At 67.3% G+C, this 15,769-nt stretch carries 12 protein-coding genes; 11 read left to right on the forward strand and 1 reads right to left on the reverse strand.

Annotation, left to right across the window (positions count from 1 at the left end; all coding sequences use genetic code 11):
* The first annotated feature begins 146 nt into the window (after window positions 1-146).
* The 3 genes from AC5P8Y_RS11825 (at window position 147) to AC5P8Y_RS11835 (ending at window position 3,557) form a co-directional block, all read left to right on the forward strand.
* Window positions 147-2,075 carry a M1 family metallopeptidase gene (locus tag AC5P8Y_RS11825; RefSeq protein WP_049404068.1) on the forward strand — a complete coding sequence of 643 codons (1,929 nt, stop codon included), beginning with the start codon at window positions 147-149 and terminating at the stop codon, window positions 2,073-2,075.
* A gap of 127 nt (window positions 2,076-2,202) precedes the next feature.
* Window positions 2,203-2,934 carry a lipoprotein gene (locus AC5P8Y_RS11830; protein WP_033834554.1) on the forward strand — a complete coding sequence of 244 codons (732 nt, stop codon included), beginning with the start codon at window positions 2,203-2,205 and terminating at the stop codon, window positions 2,932-2,934.
* The gene (locus tag AC5P8Y_RS11835) at window positions 2,922-3,557 is read left to right on the forward strand and encodes an HAD family hydrolase (protein ID WP_049404065.1); all 636 of its coding nucleotides are present in this window, start codon (window positions 2,922-2,924) and stop codon (window positions 3,555-3,557) included. The genes AC5P8Y_RS11830 and AC5P8Y_RS11835 overlap by 13 nt, the downstream gene beginning before the upstream one ends.
* A 494-nt stretch (window positions 3,558-4,051) precedes the next feature.
* On the opposite strand, the gene AC5P8Y_RS11840 is transcribed toward AC5P8Y_RS11835, so the two are convergent.
* Window positions 4,052-4,990: a carbohydrate kinase family protein gene (locus AC5P8Y_RS11840; protein WP_005411078.1), complete on the reverse strand. Its 939-nt coding sequence runs from the start codon at window positions 4,988-4,990 to the stop codon at window positions 4,052-4,054.
* Window positions 4,991-5,273: 283 nt separating this feature from the next.
* Here AC5P8Y_RS11840 and AC5P8Y_RS11845 point away from each other — a divergent pair, with 283 nt between their 5' ends.
* The 8 genes from AC5P8Y_RS11845 to AC5P8Y_RS11880 all read left to right on the forward strand — a co-directional run bounded on the left by AC5P8Y_RS11845 (window position 5,274) and on the right by AC5P8Y_RS11880 (window position 15,758).
* Window positions 5,274-6,320, forward strand: coding sequence for a rod shape-determining protein (locus tag AC5P8Y_RS11845; RefSeq protein WP_005411077.1), 1,047 nt, complete (start codon window positions 5,274-5,276; stop codon window positions 6,318-6,320).
* A 121-nt stretch (window positions 6,321-6,441) separates the two neighbouring features.
* Window positions 6,442-7,455 (forward strand): rod shape-determining protein MreC, encoded by a 1,014-nt coding sequence (gene mreC, locus AC5P8Y_RS11850; RefSeq protein WP_080240897.1) that lies wholly within the window; start codon window positions 6,442-6,444, stop codon window positions 7,453-7,455.
* Window positions 7,452-7,937 (forward strand): rod shape-determining protein MreD, encoded by a 486-nt coding sequence (mreD, locus tag AC5P8Y_RS11855; RefSeq protein ID WP_005411075.1) that lies wholly within the window; start codon window positions 7,452-7,454, stop codon window positions 7,935-7,937. Before mreC ends, mreD begins: the two co-directional genes overlap by 4 nt.
* 3 nt (window positions 7,938-7,940) lie before the next feature.
* The gene (mrdA, locus tag AC5P8Y_RS11860) at window positions 7,941-10,016 is read left to right on the forward strand and encodes a penicillin-binding protein 2 (protein ID WP_033834552.1); all 2,076 of its coding nucleotides are present in this window, start codon (window positions 7,941-7,943) and stop codon (window positions 10,014-10,016) included.
* Entirely contained in the window at window positions 10,013-11,125 is a 1,113-nt protein-coding gene (gene rodA / locus AC5P8Y_RS11865; protein ID WP_005411073.1) for a rod shape-determining protein RodA, read from the forward strand. The genes mrdA and rodA (AC5P8Y_RS11865) overlap by 4 nt, the downstream gene beginning before the upstream one ends.
* A 136-nt stretch (window positions 11,126-11,261) precedes the next feature.
* A complete protein-coding gene (gene rodA, locus AC5P8Y_RS11870; protein WP_033834551.1) occupies window positions 11,262-12,356 on the forward strand; it encodes a rod shape-determining protein RodA in 1,095 nt (364 codons plus the stop codon).
* A 991-nt stretch (window positions 12,357-13,347) separates the two neighbouring features.
* On the forward strand, window positions 13,348-14,493 hold the full coding sequence (gene mltB / locus AC5P8Y_RS11875; RefSeq protein ID WP_495201977.1) for a lytic murein transglycosylase B: 1,146 nt from the start codon (window positions 13,348-13,350) through the stop codon (window positions 14,491-14,493).
* Window positions 14,490-15,758 carry a septal ring lytic transglycosylase RlpA family protein gene (locus tag AC5P8Y_RS11880; RefSeq protein ID WP_111188689.1) on the forward strand — a complete coding sequence of 423 codons (1,269 nt, stop codon included), beginning with the start codon at window positions 14,490-14,492 and terminating at the stop codon, window positions 15,756-15,758. Before mltB ends, AC5P8Y_RS11880 begins: the two co-directional genes overlap by 4 nt.
* Window positions 15,759-15,769 lie beyond the last annotated feature (11 nt).

The raw sequence follows: 15,769 nt of genomic DNA on the forward strand, positions 1-15,769 counted from the left end.
TTGGTACCTGCCTGTAGATGCCAACCTTGGTTGGCATGCGCCCGAGGCGCAGGATCGGCTTGCCTGCCATTACCCCGCACCGCGCAACGCCTGCCGGGCCGGAGGGAGGTACCATTGGGGTTTGATCCCCGTAACGGTCCCGATTCATGCGTAATCCGCTGATGCTCCTTCCGCTGGCCGTGGCCCTGGCCGCCGGCTGCTCCCAGGAGGCGGCCGCGCCCGCCGCCGCCCCGACTGCCGCAAAGGCCCCTGCCGCCCCCGTGAACGCCGAGAACCGCAGCCACGACGAAAGCTCGTACGCCGAGCCGGACAAGGTCGTCATCAAGGACATCGCGCTGGATCTGAAGCTGGACTTCGACCAGAAGCAGATCGGCGGCACCGCCACCTACACCCTGGAATGGAAGCAGAAGGACGCCAGGCAGCTGGTGCTCGACACCCGCGAGCTGACCGTGTCCAAGGTCGAGGCCGTCGCCGCCGATGGCGCGCGCAGCCCGCTGAAGTTCGAGCTGGCCGCCGCTGACAAGGTGTTCGGCAGCAAGCTGACCATCGAGGCCCCGGAACAGCCGGCCAAGGTGGAAGTGACCTACCACACCGCGCCGACCGCATCGGGCCTGCAGTGGCTGGCACCGTCGATGACCGAGGGCAAGAAGCTGCCCTTCATGTTCAGCCAGTCGCAGGCCATCCACGCCCGTTCGTGGGTGCCGCTGCAGGACACCCCGAGCGTGCGTTTCACCTACAGCGCGCACGTGGTCTCGCGCCCGGACGTGATGGTGCTGATGAGCGCCGACAACGATCCGAAGGCGGCGCGTGACGGTGACTACACCTTCAAGATGCCGCAGCCGATTCCGTCCTACCTGCTGGCCATCGCGGCCGGCGACCTAGTGTTCGAGCCGATCTCCGGCCGCTCCGGCGTCTGGGCCGAGCCGACCATGGTCAACAAGGCCGCCAAGGAATTCGAAGACACCGAGAAGATGATCGGTGCCGCCGAGAAGCTGTACGGCGAATACCGCTGGGGCCGCTACGACATGCTGGTGCTGCCGCCGTCGTTCCCGTTCGGCGGCATGGAAAACCCGCGCCTGACCTTCGCCACCCCGACCGTGATCGTCGGCGACAAGTCGCTGGTCTCGCTGGTGGCCCACGAGCTGGCGCACAGCTGGTCGGGCAACCTGGTGACCAACGCCAGCTGGAAGGACATCTGGCTCAATGAAGGCTTCACCACCTACGTCCAGGGCCGCATCACCGAAGCCCTGTACGGCAAGGAGATGGCCGAGATGGAGAAGCAGATCGACCAGACCGACCTGCTGGCCGAAGTGAAGGACATGAGCCCGGCCGACCAGGCACTGGCGCTGCCGCCGCTGAACGAGCGTGATCCCGACGAAGCGCTCAGCCAGGTCGCCTACGTCAAGGGTGCATGGTTCCTGGAGTTCCTGGAGCAGCGCTTCGGCCGCGAGACCTTCGATCCGTTCCTGCGGGGCTGGTTCGATGACCACGCCTTCCAGAGCGCGAACACCGACCAGTTCGTCGCGTACATGAAGAAGAACCTGCTGCCGAAGAATCCGTCGGCCGTGACCGAGGCCGAACTGAAGGCGTGGCTGGACGAGCCGGGCATCCCGGCGTTCGCGGCCAAGGCGCAGTCACGCAACTTCAGCAGCGTCGATACCGCGCGCATCGCCTTCGCCAGCGCCGGCACCGTGCCCAGCAGCCAGGTCATCGCCGACTGGAGCACCCAGGAATGGGTGCGCTTCATCGACGGCCTCGGTGCGACCCAGCCGCTGGACAAGCTGGCCACGCTGGACAAGGCCTTCCACTTCACCGGCACCCCCAATGGCGAGATCGCCATGCGCTGGTACCCGCTGGCGATCCGCAGCGGCTACGAGCAGGCCAATGAAGGGGCGGCTGCATTCATCGAGCGCGTCGGCCGTCGCAAGCTGATCCTGCCGATCTACGCCGAACTGGTGAAGACCCCGAAGGGTCTGGAACTGGCCAAGCAGGCCTTCGAAAAGGCCAAACCGGGCTACCACCCGATCACCACCGCCTCGGTCCAGGACATGCTGGCCAAGGCTGAAGCCAAGTAAGCGGTAGTGCCGGCCGCTGGCCGGCAACCGGTCACTGCTTCACCACCAACGGCGGGGAAACCCGCCGTTGGTGTATCCGCTTTTCGCTGCCGATAGAATCGGGATGCACTCGCATAGGACCTCCGCCATGAAACGACTGATCCTGCTCACCGCCTGCACCCTGGCCCTGGCCGCCTGCAGCAACCCGGAAGAGGAACGCAGGGCGCAGGAAGCCGCTGCGGCCGCCGCGCAGGCGCAGAAGGAGGCCAAGGCCGAAGACGTGGCCAAGCAGTACGACATGGCCGTGGCCGCGCAGGACTGGGAACGCGCGCGCCTGCATGGTGCCTCGCTGCTGGACCAGTACAAGGACACCGCCGCCGCCGAGCGCATCGCCGCAGGCTTCGACGAGGTCAAGGCCAAGGGCGATGCCGCGCGCGACCTGCGCCGCATGCAGGGGCTATGGCAGTACAACCAGATTCCGGTGGGCAGCAAGGGCAACCAGGTCTCGGCGCAGATCTACAGCAAGGAACGGGTGGACGTGGATGGCAGCGGTGCCAAACCGGTGCAGCTGGTGTTCCGCGATCATCCGGAGTGGAAGCGGCATGCCTACCTGGTGCTGCAGGCCGGTGATTTCCGTTGCCCGCAATGCACGGTGAAAGTGACCGTGGATGACGGCAAGCCGGTACCAATGGCGGCCTGGCGCCCGAAGACCGATGAAGCCATCGCCCTGTTCATCACCGATCAGAAGGCACTGTGGAAGCTGGCGCGCAAGGGCAAGTCGATCAGCATCGAGTTCCCGGTCAAGGCCGGTGGCACGCGCACGGCCGTGTTTGAAACCGGCGGTGTCGACGCCAGCCGCATGCCGCAGTGGTGGCAGTGAGGGTTGCGACGGGCAGCGCAGTGCACGCGTTGTCCGCGATCCGGCACTGGGTGTTCGACATGGACGGCACACTGACGGTGGCCGTGCATGACTTCGCCGCGATCCGCCGCGCGCTGGAGATCGCGGCCGAGGAGGACATCCTCGACCATATCGCGGCGCTGCCGGACGCGCCGGCGCAGGCCAAGCGCGCGTGGCTGCTGGATCACGAGCGCGCGCTGGCCGAGGACGCGCTGCCAGCGCCGGGGGCGGTGAAGCTGCTGCGCGCGCTGGCGGCGGCGGGTTGCCGGCTGGGCATCCTGACCCGCAACGACCATGCGCTGGCGAAGCTGACGCTGGAGGCGATCGGGGTCGGGGCGTTGTTCGACGACGCAGACATCATCGGTCGCGATGAAGCGGTGCCCAAGCCCTCGCCGGATGGCCTGCAGCAGCATCTTCGTCGCTGGGGCATCGGGGCTGCGCACGCGGTGATGGTCGGTGACCACGCCTACGACCTGGAGTGCGGTCGCGCCGCGGGCGCCCACACCGTGCTGGTCAATCTGCCGGAGAACCCGTGGCCCGGCAGCGCCGACTGGCATTTCGCCGATTGCCGCGCCTTGCTGGCGGCCTGGCAGCGGAAGGGGTAGTGCCGGCCGCTGGCCGGCAGTGTCGACCAAGGTCGACACCCACCAGAACACCCGTGGCCAGGCTGGCGGCCTGGCAGCAGAAGGGGTAGTGCCGGCCGCTGGCCGGCAGTGTCGACCAAGGTCGACACCTACCAGTACACCCGTGGCCAGGTTGGCGGCCTGGCAGCGGAAGGGGTAGTGCCGGCCGCTGGCCGGCAGTGTCGACCAAGGTCGACACCTACCAGAACACCGGTGGCCAGGCTGGCGGCCTGGCAAAAGGGGTAGTGCCGGCCGCTGGCCGGCAGTGTCGACCAAGGTCGACACCTACCAGAACACCCGTGGCCAGGTTGGCGGCCTGGCAGAAGGGGTAGTGCCGGCCGTTGGCCGGCAGTGTCGACCAAGGTCGACACCTACCAACAGCATTCCCAGCAGCGCATCGGGTGGAAAGCCCCCTTGTTGTTCAAGAGGGCGCGCCGAAGGCGCGGGGACAAGGTGGAATGCGTGGGTAGTTCGGCTTACGCGCCCAGCGCGTAACCGAACTGCTGCTTGAACTGCTCGTTGAACTCATCGAAGGTGAAGCGCTGGTTCTGCGTGCCCGGGTGCTCGACCTTCAGCGCGCCCATCAGGTTGCCCATGCGGCCGATGGTCAGCCAGTCGTAACCCTTCTGGATGCCGTAGATCAGGCCGGCGCGGAAGGCGTCGCCACAGCCGGTCGGATCGACCACGCGGCGTTCGTGCGCCGGCGGGATGTCGTAGCTCTTTTCCGGGGTGTGGATGACCGCACCCTTCGGGCCACGGGTGGTGATGTAGGCCTTGACCCGGCTGACGATCTCCTTCTCGTCCCAGCCGGTGCGCTCCTGCAGCAGGTTCGACTCGTAGTCGTTGACCACCACGTAGTCGGCCTGATCGATGAAGGCGCGCAGCTCGGGGCCGTTGAACAGCGGCATGGCCTGGCCCGGGTCGAAGATGAAAGGAATGCCGTCCTCGTGGAACTCCTGCGCGTTCTGGATCATGCCTTCGCGGCCGTCCGGGCCGACCAGGCCCAGGGTCACGCCCGGCACGCCGCGCACATGGTTCTCGTAGGAGCGCATCATCGCGCCCGGGTGGAAGGCGGTGATCTGGTTGTTGTCGTGGTCGGTGGTGATGAACGCCTGGGGGGTGAACAGCTCGTCGATCACGCGCACGCGCGACAGGTCGATGCCCAGGCCTTCGAAGTATTCGCGGTACGGGCCGAAGTCCGAACCCACGGTGCCCATCGGGATCGGCTGGCCGCCCAGCAGGTGCAGGTTGTAGGCGATGTTGCCGGCGCAGCCGCCGAACTCGCGGCGCATGCGCGGCACGAGGAAGGACACGTTCAGGATGTGCACCTTGTCCGGCAGGATGTGATTCTTGAACTGGTCCGGGAACACCATGATGGTGTCGAAGGCAAGAGAACCACAGATCAGAGCGGACATCGATGTAAGCCTATGCGGTGAATTTTGGGGTGGGCCGGCCCGGTTCAGCGGGCAAGCAAACGGCGCCCTTGGGCGCCCGACGGCGCAAAGGTTACCCGCTGGTGCCGCTCAGGGCCAGAACCGGGTGATGCCCGATCAGGCCGAAAGCCTGTGAAGACGCGGGTTCAGCTAGTTTTTTCCTTGCTCGGCGGCAGGCGGGTTGCTAGGCTTGTCGGCCTCGATTTCTGCCCATTTTTTCGCCATCCCGCGGCGGGCACGACACCCCTCAGGACTCCTTCCTCAGATGTTCAAGAAACTCCGTGGCATGTTCTCCAACGACCTGTCCATCGACCTGGGCACGGCCAACACCCTCATCTACGTGCGCGGGCAGGGGATCGTGCTGAACGAGCCGTCGGTCGTGGCCGTGCGCCAGGACCGTGCCATCGGTGGCACCCGCTCGGTGGCAGCCGTTGGCGCCGAGGCCAAGCAGATGCTCGGCCGTACCCCGGGCCACATCACCACCATCCGCCCGATGAAGGACGGCGTCATCGCCGACTTCACCTACACCGAGGCGATGCTCAAGCACTTCATCAAGAAGGTGCACAAGTCGCGCGTGCTGCGCCCGAGCCCGCGCGTGCTGGTCTGCGTGCCGGCCGGTTCGACCCAGGTCGAGCGCCGCGCGATCAAGGAATCGGCCGAGGAAGCCGGTGCCCGTGACGTGTACCTGATCGAAGAACCGATGGCTGCCGCGATCGGCGCCGGCATGCCGGTCACCGAAGCCCGTGGCTCGATGGTCATCGACATCGGCGGCGGCACCACCGAAGTGGCGGTGATCTCGCTCAACGGCATCGTCTATTCGGCCTCGGTCCGCATCGGCGGCGACCGCTTCGACGAATCCATCACCAACTACGTGCGCCGCAACCACGGCATGCTGATCGGTGAAGCCACCGCCGAGCGCATCAAGGTCGAGCTGGGTTGTGCCTACCCGCAGGCCGAGGTGCAGGAGCTGGAGATCTCCGGCCGCAACCTCGCCGAGGGCGTGCCGAAGATGATCAAGATCAGCTCCAACGAGGTGCTTGAAGCCCTGCACGAACCGCTGTCGGGCATCGTCAGCGCGGTCAAGCTGGCGCTGGAGCAGACCCCGCCGGAACTGTGTGCCGACGTTGCCGAGCGCGGCATCGTGCTGACCGGCGGCGGCGCCCTGCTGCGTGACCTGGACCGCCTGATCTCCGAGGAAACCGGCCTGCACGTGCAGGTGGCCGACGATCCGCTGACCTGCGTGGCCCGCGGTGGCGGTCGTGCGCTGGAACTGGTGGACATGCACGGCAACGAGTTCTTTGCGCCGGAATAAGCCGTCCCGGCCGTTCCTGCCCGCCGCGCCCTTCCGGGGTGCGGCCCGCCGCGATGGCGGGCCGGCACCGGCGGGGCGTCCGCGTGTTTCCCTTCCGCCTTCTGCCAGTTGAATCGTTGCCGTGCCGCCCTACGCCGGTCCTCCCGTTGCCTCCCGATCCGGTGATGCCGCCAGCCCCCTGCGGTTGCTGGCCTATCTTGCATTGGCCATCACACTGATCGTCCTTGACGATCAGGCGGGTTGGCTGGCGCGCCTGCGCGAGCAGGCCAACAGCCTGGTGCAGCCTGTGTGGGCACTGGCGGGTCTGCCCGGCAAGCTCGGCAACCAGGTCAAGGATTCCGCAGCCAGCCACACCCAGCTGGTCACCGAGAACCGTGAACTGCGCAACCAGCTGCTGCTGGCCAACGCGCGCCTGACCCGTCTGCAGACCGCGGCGCTGGACAACGCCCAGCTGCGCGAACTGCTGAACGTGGCCGAGCGCAGTGGCCTGGACGTGCAGCTGGCGCCGATCCTGGATATCGACCTGGACCCGGTGAAGCAGCGCCTGGTGCTCGACGCCGGCAGCCGCGAAGGCGTGCACGTCGGGCAGGCGGTGATCGATGCCGGTGGCCTGATGGGGCAGGTGATCAGCGTCACCGGCGGTACCTCCACCGTGCTGCTGCTGACCGACCCCGACCACGCGGTGCCGGTCACCGTGGCCCGCAACGGCGTACGCCTGATCGTCTACGGTCGCGGCGACACGCTGGAGCTGCGCGACATCCCGCTCAGCGCGGGTGTGGAAGTGGGCGATGAGATCGTCACCTCCGGCCTCGGTGGCCGCTTCCCGGCCGGCTTCCCGGTCGGCACCATCACCGGCCTGCGCCCGGACGACACCCATGCCTTCCTGGTCGGCGAACTGAAGCCAGCCGCCCAGCTGGATCGTGGCCGTGATGTGCTGCTGCTGCGCCCCGGTGCGGCGATCCGCATTCCGCCGGAACTGCGCCTGCAGCTGGAAGAAACCACTCCGGGTGGCCCGGCCACCGGCGCCACCGTGCCAGCGGGAGCCGCGCCAGCGACAACGACGCCAGCTCCGGTCAGCTCCCCGGTAGTGCCGGCCGCTGGCCGGCAACCGACCACGCCGGAGGCCCAGCGATGAGCCGCCTGCGCGACAACCCGTGGGTATTGCCGGCCAGCCTGGTCGTAGCCCTGCTGCTGGGCCTGCTGCCGTTGCCGGCGCTGCTGCAGCCGCTGCGCCCGTACTGGCTGGCGCTGGTACTGGCGTACTGGGTGATCGAGACGCCCGAGCGCGTCGGCCTGGGCATCGCTTTCGCCAGCGGCGTGGTCGCCGACCTGCTGTACGGCGGCGTGCTCGGCGAACAGGCGCTGCGGCTGGTGATGCTGGCCTTCATCCTGCAGCGTTTCCGCGCCCGCATCCGCTTCTTCCCGATGTCGCAGCAGATGCTGGCCATCGGTGGCCTGTTGTTCAACGACCGCATCGTCAGCGCGCTGGTCCACATCCTGGTGGGCGAGCCGACCCTGCCGTGGTCGTACTGGTGGGCGCCGCTGTTGGGCATGGGCCTGTGGCCGCTGGTGTTCGTGCTGCTGGACGCAGTGCGCTTCGGCAAGCGCGGGCGCTGAGCCATGATCCCGCGCCGCCAGGTCAAGAACCCGCACGCCGAAGCCGAACAGTTCCGCCGCCGTGCGGCGCTGGGTTTCCTGGGCGTGCTGGTCTGCCTGCTGGGCCTGGGCGGCTGGTACTTCAAGCTGCAGGTGCTGGATCACGACGTCTACGCCACGCGCTCGGAAGCCAACCGCATCAAGCCGCGGCCGGTGGTGCCCGGGCGCGGCATGATCTACGACCGCAACGGTCGCCTGCTGGCCGAGAACGTGCCAGCGTTCCGCCTGGACGTGACCCCGGACAAGGTCAAGGACATGGACGCCACCCTGGAAGGGCTGGCGAAGATCATCAGCATCAGCCCGGAAGAGCTGGAAGCGTTCAACAAGTCGCGCAAGGCGCGCCGCAAGTTCCTGCCGGTCACGCTGAAGCTGCGCATGAGCGACGAGGAGATGGCGCGCTTCGCCGTCGACCGTTGGCGCTTCCCCGGCGTCGAGCTTGAGCCCTACCTGACCCGGCGTTATCCGTACGGTGACCTGTTCGCGCACATCATCGGCTATGTCGGCCGCGTCGACGACAAGGACCTGGAGATCCTCGGCGAAGGCAATGCCGCGCTGACCCACATCGGCAAGTCCGGCCTGGAGCGCTATTACGAGCAGCAGCTGCGCGGCAAGGTCGGCTACGAGCAGGTCGAAACCAACGTGCAGGGCCGTGCCATCCGCACCATCGGCCGGGTGGCCGCGCAGTCCGGCGCCGACCTGCGGCTGTCGATCGACGCGGACCTGCAGCGTGCCATGGTGGCCGCCTTCGGCGACCAGGAAGGCTCGGCAGTGGCGATGGACCCGCGTACCGGCGAGGTGCTGGCGATGGTCAGCCTGCCGTCCTACGACCCCAACCTGTTCGTCAACGGCATTTCCCATGCCGACTTCAAGGCGCTGAACGAGAACCCGTCGCGGCCGCAGTTCAACCGCCTGGTGCTCGGCGGCGTCGCTCCCGGTTCCACGCTGAAGCCGCTGATCGGCCTGGCCGGCCTGGACTCGGGCGTGCGCCGCCCGGAAGACAAGGTGCTGTCCACCGGCATGTTCTACCTGCCCGGCACCAGCCGTGGCTGGGGTGATGCGCATCGTGGCGGCCATGGCTGGACCGATCTGCGCAAGTCCATCGCCGAGTCGGTCAACACCTACTACTACAAGCTGGCGCTGGACCTGGGCATCGAGCGCTTCGACCATTACATGGAGTACTACGGCTTCGGCCAGCCGACCGGTATCGACCTCACCGGCGAAATCGGCGGCATCCTGCCGTCGCCGGCCTACAAGCGGAAGACCCGCAAGGAAGCCTGGTACCCCGGCGATACGGTCAACATCAGCATCGGCCAGGGCGACTGGAAGGTCACCCCGCTGCAGTTGGCGCGCGGCGTCAGCGCGCTGGCCGACGGGCAGCTGCGCACCCCGCACCTGGTGATCCAGCAGCGCGACGGCTTCGACAGCGACTGGACCGCGACGCCGCCCGGCGAGAGCAAGCCGGTCAGCCCCAACCCCAACAACGTGCAGGCGGTGCGCGAGGGCATGATGGCGACCATGCGGCCGGGCGGCAGCGGCTGGCGCGTGGCGGTCGGTGCGCCGTACGTGATGGCCGGCAAGACCGGTACCGCGCAGGTCATCAGCCGCAAGGGCACCGCAGCGGTGAACCCGAAGAGCCTGCCGATGCACCTGCGCCACCGCGCGCTGTTCGTCGGCTTCGCGCCGGTCGAAAACCCGGTGATCGCGATCGCGGTGGCGGTGGAAGGCGGTGGCTATGGTGGTTCGGCTGCTGCGCCGATCGCCCGCAAGGTGTTCGATGCCTACCTGCTGGGCAAGATGCCCGAGGGCATGCAGCCGCTGGACAGCGAGCGTGGTACCACCGCCATCGGTGCCACCGCGTTCGACAACGAAGACGCCGGCGCACGCCAGGCCGGTGATCTGACGGCCGCGCAGCTGGGCGAACACCCGGTGCAGGTGGGAGCCCCCGCCCCCGAACCGGCCCCTGCGCCGCAGCCGGGCACGCCGGCCGCTGCCGCACTGCCGGCCACGCCACGCCCGACGGTTGCGGAGCCCGCACGATGAAAGTGTTCCTGCGCTGGGCCGGCGACATGCTGCGCCGCTTCTTCAGCACGCTGGACTGGGTGTTGTGCCTGGCCTTGGGCGCGCTGATGGTGATCGGCCTGGCCACCTTGAAGAGTGCCGGTGGCGACGGCCTGGTGATGGCCCAGGGCGCGCGTTTCGCGGTGGGCATGGCTGCACTGTGGGGCATCTCGCGGGTGCCGATCCTGCGCATCCGCTCGGCCACGCCGATGATCTATGCGATCTCCATGATTCCGCTGCTGGCGGTGTTCGTGCTCGGCACCGGCAAGTACGGCCGGCAGTGGCTGGACCTGAAGTTCTTCTACCTGCAGCCGGCCGAGCTGCTGAAGGTCAGCCTGCCGATGATGGTGGCCTGGTACCTGCACAAGATGCCGCTGCCGCCGCGCTTCAACACCGTGCTGGTGGCCTTGATCATCATCGGCGTGCCGACCGGCCTGGTGATGTTGCAGCCCGACTTCGGTACCGGCGTGCTGATCGCCGCCAGCGGCGTGTTCGTACTGCTGCTGGCAGGCCTGCCGTGGTGGTGGGTCGGGCTGGGCGTGGGCGGCGTGGCTGCGGTCGCGCCGGTGGCCTGGTTCTGGCTGCTGCGGCCGTACCAGAAGGACCGCATCATGATGTTCCTGGACCCGGAGATGGATGCACTGGGGGCCGGCTGGAACATCATCCAGTCGAAGATCGCGATCGGCTCCGGCGGCTTCGATGGCAAGGGCTGGGGCGAGGGCTCGCAGTCGCACCTGAACTTCATTCCCGAACAGACCACCGACTTCGCGTTCTCGGTGCTGAGCGAGGAATTCGGCTGGATGGGTGTGGCCCTGGTGCTGACCCTGTACCTGGTGGTGATCGGGCGTTGCCTGTGGATCGCCAGCCAGTCGCGCGATTCCTATTCGCGCCTGTTGGCCGGCGCTACCGGCCTGGCGTTCTTCGTCTATGTACTGGTGAACGGCGGGATGATTTCCGGCCTGCTGCCGGTGGTGGGCGTGCCGATGCCGCTGATCAGCTACGGCGGTACCTCGGCGGTGTCACTGCTGGCCGGCTTCGGCCTGGTGATGGCGGTGCGCAGCCACAACCCGGTGCACGGCGGCTACGGCTAGCACCGGTCGCGCGCTTCGTCGCGCTTCCATCTGCTCGATTGCTTCCGCTGTTCTGTAGAGTCGAGCACGGCTTGACTCTACAAGCGCACGCGCACCCTGACAGCTTCACGCAAGCACGCATTGCTACCGTGCCCGCGTGGAATGGAAACGACTGCTTGGCGGCTGCCGTGAGGTGGCGCGCACGATCGATCTGCCGTTGCTGATCGCGTTGCTGATCCTGATGGGCGCGGGCCTGGCGGTGCTGCACAGCGTGTCCGGTCCGGTGGCTGGGCAGGCGGCGCGTTTTGCCGGTGGCCTGGCGTCGATGTGGCTGCTGTCGCGCGTTTCGCTGCTGCGGCTGCGCGCGTGGACGCCGGCAATCTATGCGCTGTCGATGCTGCCGCTGATGGCGGTGTATGTGATCGGTACAGGCAAGTACGGGCAGCGCTGGCTCAATCTCGGCGTGTTCTACCTGCAGCCGTCCGAACTGCTCAAGCTCAGCCTGCCGCTGATGATGGCCTGGTACCTGCATCGGCAACCGCTGCCACCGTCGCCGCGCACCGTACTGACCACCACCGTGCTGATCGGTGTACCCGCCGTGCTGATCCTGATGCAGCCCAACCTGGGCACCGCCACGCTGGTTACCGCCAGCGGCGTGTTCGCGCTGCTGTTGGCCGGATTGCACTGGGGCTGGGTGGCAACTGGCGCGACGGGCCTTGCCGTTGCCGCGCCGCTGGCCTGGTTCGGCCTGCTGCGGCAGTACCAGAAGGATCGCGTGCTGACCTTCCTTGATCCGTCGGCGGATCCGCTTGGCACCGGTTGGAACATCCTGCAGTCGCGCATCGCGATCGGCTCCGGTGGCTGGGACGGGCGCGGCTGGGGGCAGGGCACCCAGGCCACGCTGGACTTCCTGCCTGAGTACACCACCGACTTCGCGTTCTCGGTGCTGGCCGAAGAGTTCGGCTGGATCGGCGTGGCCACCGTGTTTGCGCTGTACCTGTTCGTGGTCGGCCGCTGCCTGTGGATCGCGGTGCACGCCCGCGACACGCACGCACGGTTGCTGGCCGGCAGCCTGGGCTTGGCGTTCTTCGTGTACGTACTGGTGAACGGCGGGATGATTTCCGGCCTGCTGCCGGTGGTGGGCATTCCGATGCCGTTGATCAGCTATGGCGGTACCTCGGCGGTGTCGCTGCTGGCGGGTATCGGGCTGGTGATGGCGGTGCGCGGGCACCGGCCCGTGCACGGGGGATAGGGTTTCCAGCCAACGGCGCAGCCCCTCGTGGGTGGTGTCTGGGTGGTCGCGGAAAGCAGAAGCCGCGGGTGGGCCGGTCGGGTTGGGTACGCGGGGGACGCCGTGAATCCGTCCCTGGAGGCTTGACAGCCGCATCCATGCGGCTGACACCCCCACGTACCCAACCCGACCGCCCTCTGACAGATTTTGGCGGTCTGCCACCCACGGAGAAAAAAGAGAAAAGCAAAAGCGGGTCGCGGCGCTGCGCTTGCTTGTGAGCCGAGCATGGCTCGGCTCCACACAAGGCAATGAAGCGACCCGCCAAGCCGCTTTTGCTTTTGATCTTCTCTTTCTTCTCCGTGGGTAGACGCGCACGGAACCTGTCCGTGGCCGGGTAGATGGGCTGCGCAGGGGCGTGAGCCGCATGGATGCGGCGATCGAGCTTACATGGACGTACTTGCAGCGGCCCCTGCGCAGCCCATCTACCTGGCCTCACCCGTTAACTGCTTTTCGCGACCACCCACGAGGGGCTGCGCCGTTGGCTGGAAACTTCCTGACTCTGCGCAACGCTCGCTGTGGAAGCGTTCTCACAACGATGCAGGACAGCACACTCGCTGACCAAAGTCCGCAAAAAATGTTAGCTGGTTCACACTTTTACGCCGCGTTGATCTTGATCAATGGACTTGTCGTAATCGGCCTGCACAATGGCGGCCCGTTCGGCACGGCGCGCCGTCTATCGTTGCAGCGCGAGGGGGCGTCGGGCGGGAAGCAGTACTGATCCAACGGATACAAGGAGCGCGGGGCACTGCCACTGGGGAGCGGCAGCCGCGCAGGTATCGACCGGATCCGGTCGCCGGTTGCGTCTGCGGGGATGGGGACGCAACCGGCCACCTCTATCTGAATGGGGAAGCACGATCACGACGCCTTCACATTTCCCGCTGAACACGGGCAAATCGTTGTGATTCATGGTGTTAGGGGTTTTAATTCATCCATGACCTGCTAACCTGCGACGATGATTCGACGCACTCTGGCCTGCATGCTCACCCTCGGCCTGGTCGCCTGCGCGACCCAGCCGAAGTCCCCACCGTCTTCACCCCAGGCCAGCAGTACGCCGCGCCAGCCCGCCACCAGGGCCCATGGGCCGGCCGAGGCTGCACCCGAAGCAACTGCGGCTACCGCGCCGCCGGTCGATCTCACCCCGGTGCCATTCGAGGTCGCGCGGGCCCGCTTCATTGCCGATACCGCCAAGCGCTATGGCCTGAAGCCGGAGCAGATCAGCAGCGTGCTCGACCAGGCGCAGGTGCGCCAGCCGATCATCGCCGCGATGTCGCGCCCGGCCGAGCGGGTCAAGCCGTGGAACGAATACCGGCCGATGTTCATCAGCAAGGCACGCATTGATGGCGGCCGCGCGTTCCTGGCCGAACACCGTGCCGAACTGGATCGCGTGCAGCAGCGCACCGGCGTGCCGGCCGAAGTGATCGTGGCGATCATCGGCGTGGAAACCAGTTACGGAAAGAATGCCGGCAGCCATCGCGTGCTCGATGCGCTGTACACGCTGGCGTTCTACTACCCACGCAGCGGCGACCCGGCCAAGCTCGAACGCGAAGTGCGCCGCGAACTGTTCTTCCGCGATGAGCTGGCCAAGCTGTTCGAGCTGGGCCGCGAAGAGAAACTGGACATCACCACGCTCAAGGGCAGTTATGCCGGTGCGATGGGCATGGGCCAGTTCATGCCGTCCAGTTACCTCGATTACGCGGTGGACGGCAACGGTGATGGTCGACGCGACCTGTTCAACAGCTACGACGACGTGTTCTCCTCCATCGCCAACTACTTCGTGAAGAAGGGGGGCTGGATGCGTGGTGGCCAGGTTGCGGTACCGGCCACGCTGGCCACGGGCCGCGAGGAGTTCAACCCGACCGAATGGATGCCCACCTGGTCGCTGGCCGACCTCGCACAGCGCGGCTACCAGCCGAGCACGCCGGTGCAGCCGGGCGCCACCGCCACCCCGATCACCCTGGAAGGCAGCACCGGCAAGCAGTACTGGCTGGGCTTCCAGAACTACTACGCGATCACCCGCTACAACCTCTCGAAGATGTACGCGATGGCCGTGTTCCAGCTGTCCCAGGCCATCGCCGGACAGGAGCTGCCCCCGGCATGAACATCAGATGGTTGGTCCCGAGCTTGATCGTCTTCGCGCTGGCGGCCTGCAGCAGCGCGCCGAAGAAGCCGGCCACGGCCGGCCATGGTGGCAAGTCCAGCGGCACGCTGGTGCAGGGCCGTGGTTCGCGACCGGCGCACTGCCCGGAAGGTTCGCCGTATGCAGCGGCCAAGGAAGACCTCAGCACCCGCGGCAATTACACCGCTGGTGGCCTGTACAAACCAGGCGTGCGTGACAGCACGCCCGACTACATTCCCAACGTGGCCTGCATCCCCGAGCCGGAAGTGACCGCCGAGGAACGTTCGGCCATCGGCAACAAGTCGCCGTACGTGGTGCTGGGCAAGTCGTACAAGGTGCTCGACGACACCCATGACTACGTCGAGCGCGGCACCGCGTCGTACTACGGGGCCAAGTTCCATGGCCGCCTGACCTCCAACCGCGAGGTCTACGACATGTACCAGTTCACTGCCGCGCACAAGACGCTGCCGCTGCCCAGCTTCGCCCGCGTGACCAACCTGGACAACGGCGAGTCGGTGATCGTGCGTGTCAACGATCGTGGCCCGTTCCATGACGGCCGCGTGGTCGATCTCAGTTATGCCGCCGCCGTGCGCCTGGGCATCACCCAACGCGGTACCGGCAATGTCGAGGTGCGCGCGCTGCAACCGGGCGAGAGCAACCAGATGGCGCAGAAGCCGTCGCGTCGCGAGCGTCGTGCGGCTGAAGCGGCTGCCGCCACCGCGGTGGCCAGTGCGCGCCCGGCGCCGGCGCCACGTGCTTCCACCGACAGTGATATCGATCGCCTGGTCAACCGCTTGCCGACCGATGGCGCCCCGGCGCGCGGCCAGCCGGCCACCACCCGGGGCGTGGCCAGCACCGCGCCGGATGTGGCGGTCAGCAGCCTGCCGCCAAGCGCGCCGGTGGTGCGCAACTCCGCGCCGGCTCCGGCGGTTGTCGCCAGCACGGCCCCGCGCGCGGTGGCACCGGCACCGGTGCGTGCCGCCGCGGCGGCGCCGAGCCTGTCGCAGCAGATGGTCGGCGCGGTGATGGTGCAGGTCGCCAGCTTCTCCAACCGCGACAACGCCAACCGCGCGATGGGCCAGCTCAGTGCCGCCGGCATCGTCGGCGCGACCATCAGCGACATCGCCGCCGGTGGCCGCACCCTGTTCCGCCTGCGTGTTCCGGCAAGCGACCATGCCAGTGCGGCGGAACTTGTCGGTCGCATCGCCGGTCTGGGCCTGGGTTCGCCGCAGATCGTCAAGGACTGATCCGCCCGGGC

Source organism: Stenotrophomonas sp. YJH_SMC_12-1 (assembly GCF_059370935.1).

Coding starts and splice junctions, on each gene's coding strand:
- AC5P8Y_RS11825 (WP_049404068.1), top strand. CDS start 147: ATGCGTAATCCGCTGATGCTCCTTCCGCTGGCCGTGGCCCTGGCCGCC.
- AC5P8Y_RS11830 (WP_033834554.1), top strand. CDS start 2,203: ATGAAACGACTGATCCTGCTCACCGCCTGCACCCTGGCCCTGGCCGCC.
- AC5P8Y_RS11840 (WP_005411078.1), bottom strand. CDS start 4,990: ATGTCCGCTCTGATCTGTGGTTCTCTTGCCTTCGACACCATCATGGTG.
- AC5P8Y_RS11845 (WP_005411077.1), top strand. CDS start 5,274: ATGTTCAAGAAACTCCGTGGCATGTTCTCCAACGACCTGTCCATCGAC.
- mreD (WP_005411075.1), top strand. CDS start 7,452: ATGAGCCGCCTGCGCGACAACCCGTGGGTATTGCCGGCCAGCCTGGTC.
- mrdA (WP_033834552.1), top strand. CDS start 7,941: ATGATCCCGCGCCGCCAGGTCAAGAACCCGCACGCCGAAGCCGAACAG.
- rodA (WP_005411073.1), top strand. CDS start 10,013: ATGAAAGTGTTCCTGCGCTGGGCCGGCGACATGCTGCGCCGCTTCTTC.
- mltB (WP_495201977.1), top strand. CDS start 13,348: ATGATTCGACGCACTCTGGCCTGCATGCTCACCCTCGGCCTGGTCGCC.
- AC5P8Y_RS11880 (WP_111188689.1), top strand. CDS start 14,490: ATGAACATCAGATGGTTGGTCCCGAGCTTGATCGTCTTCGCGCTGGCG.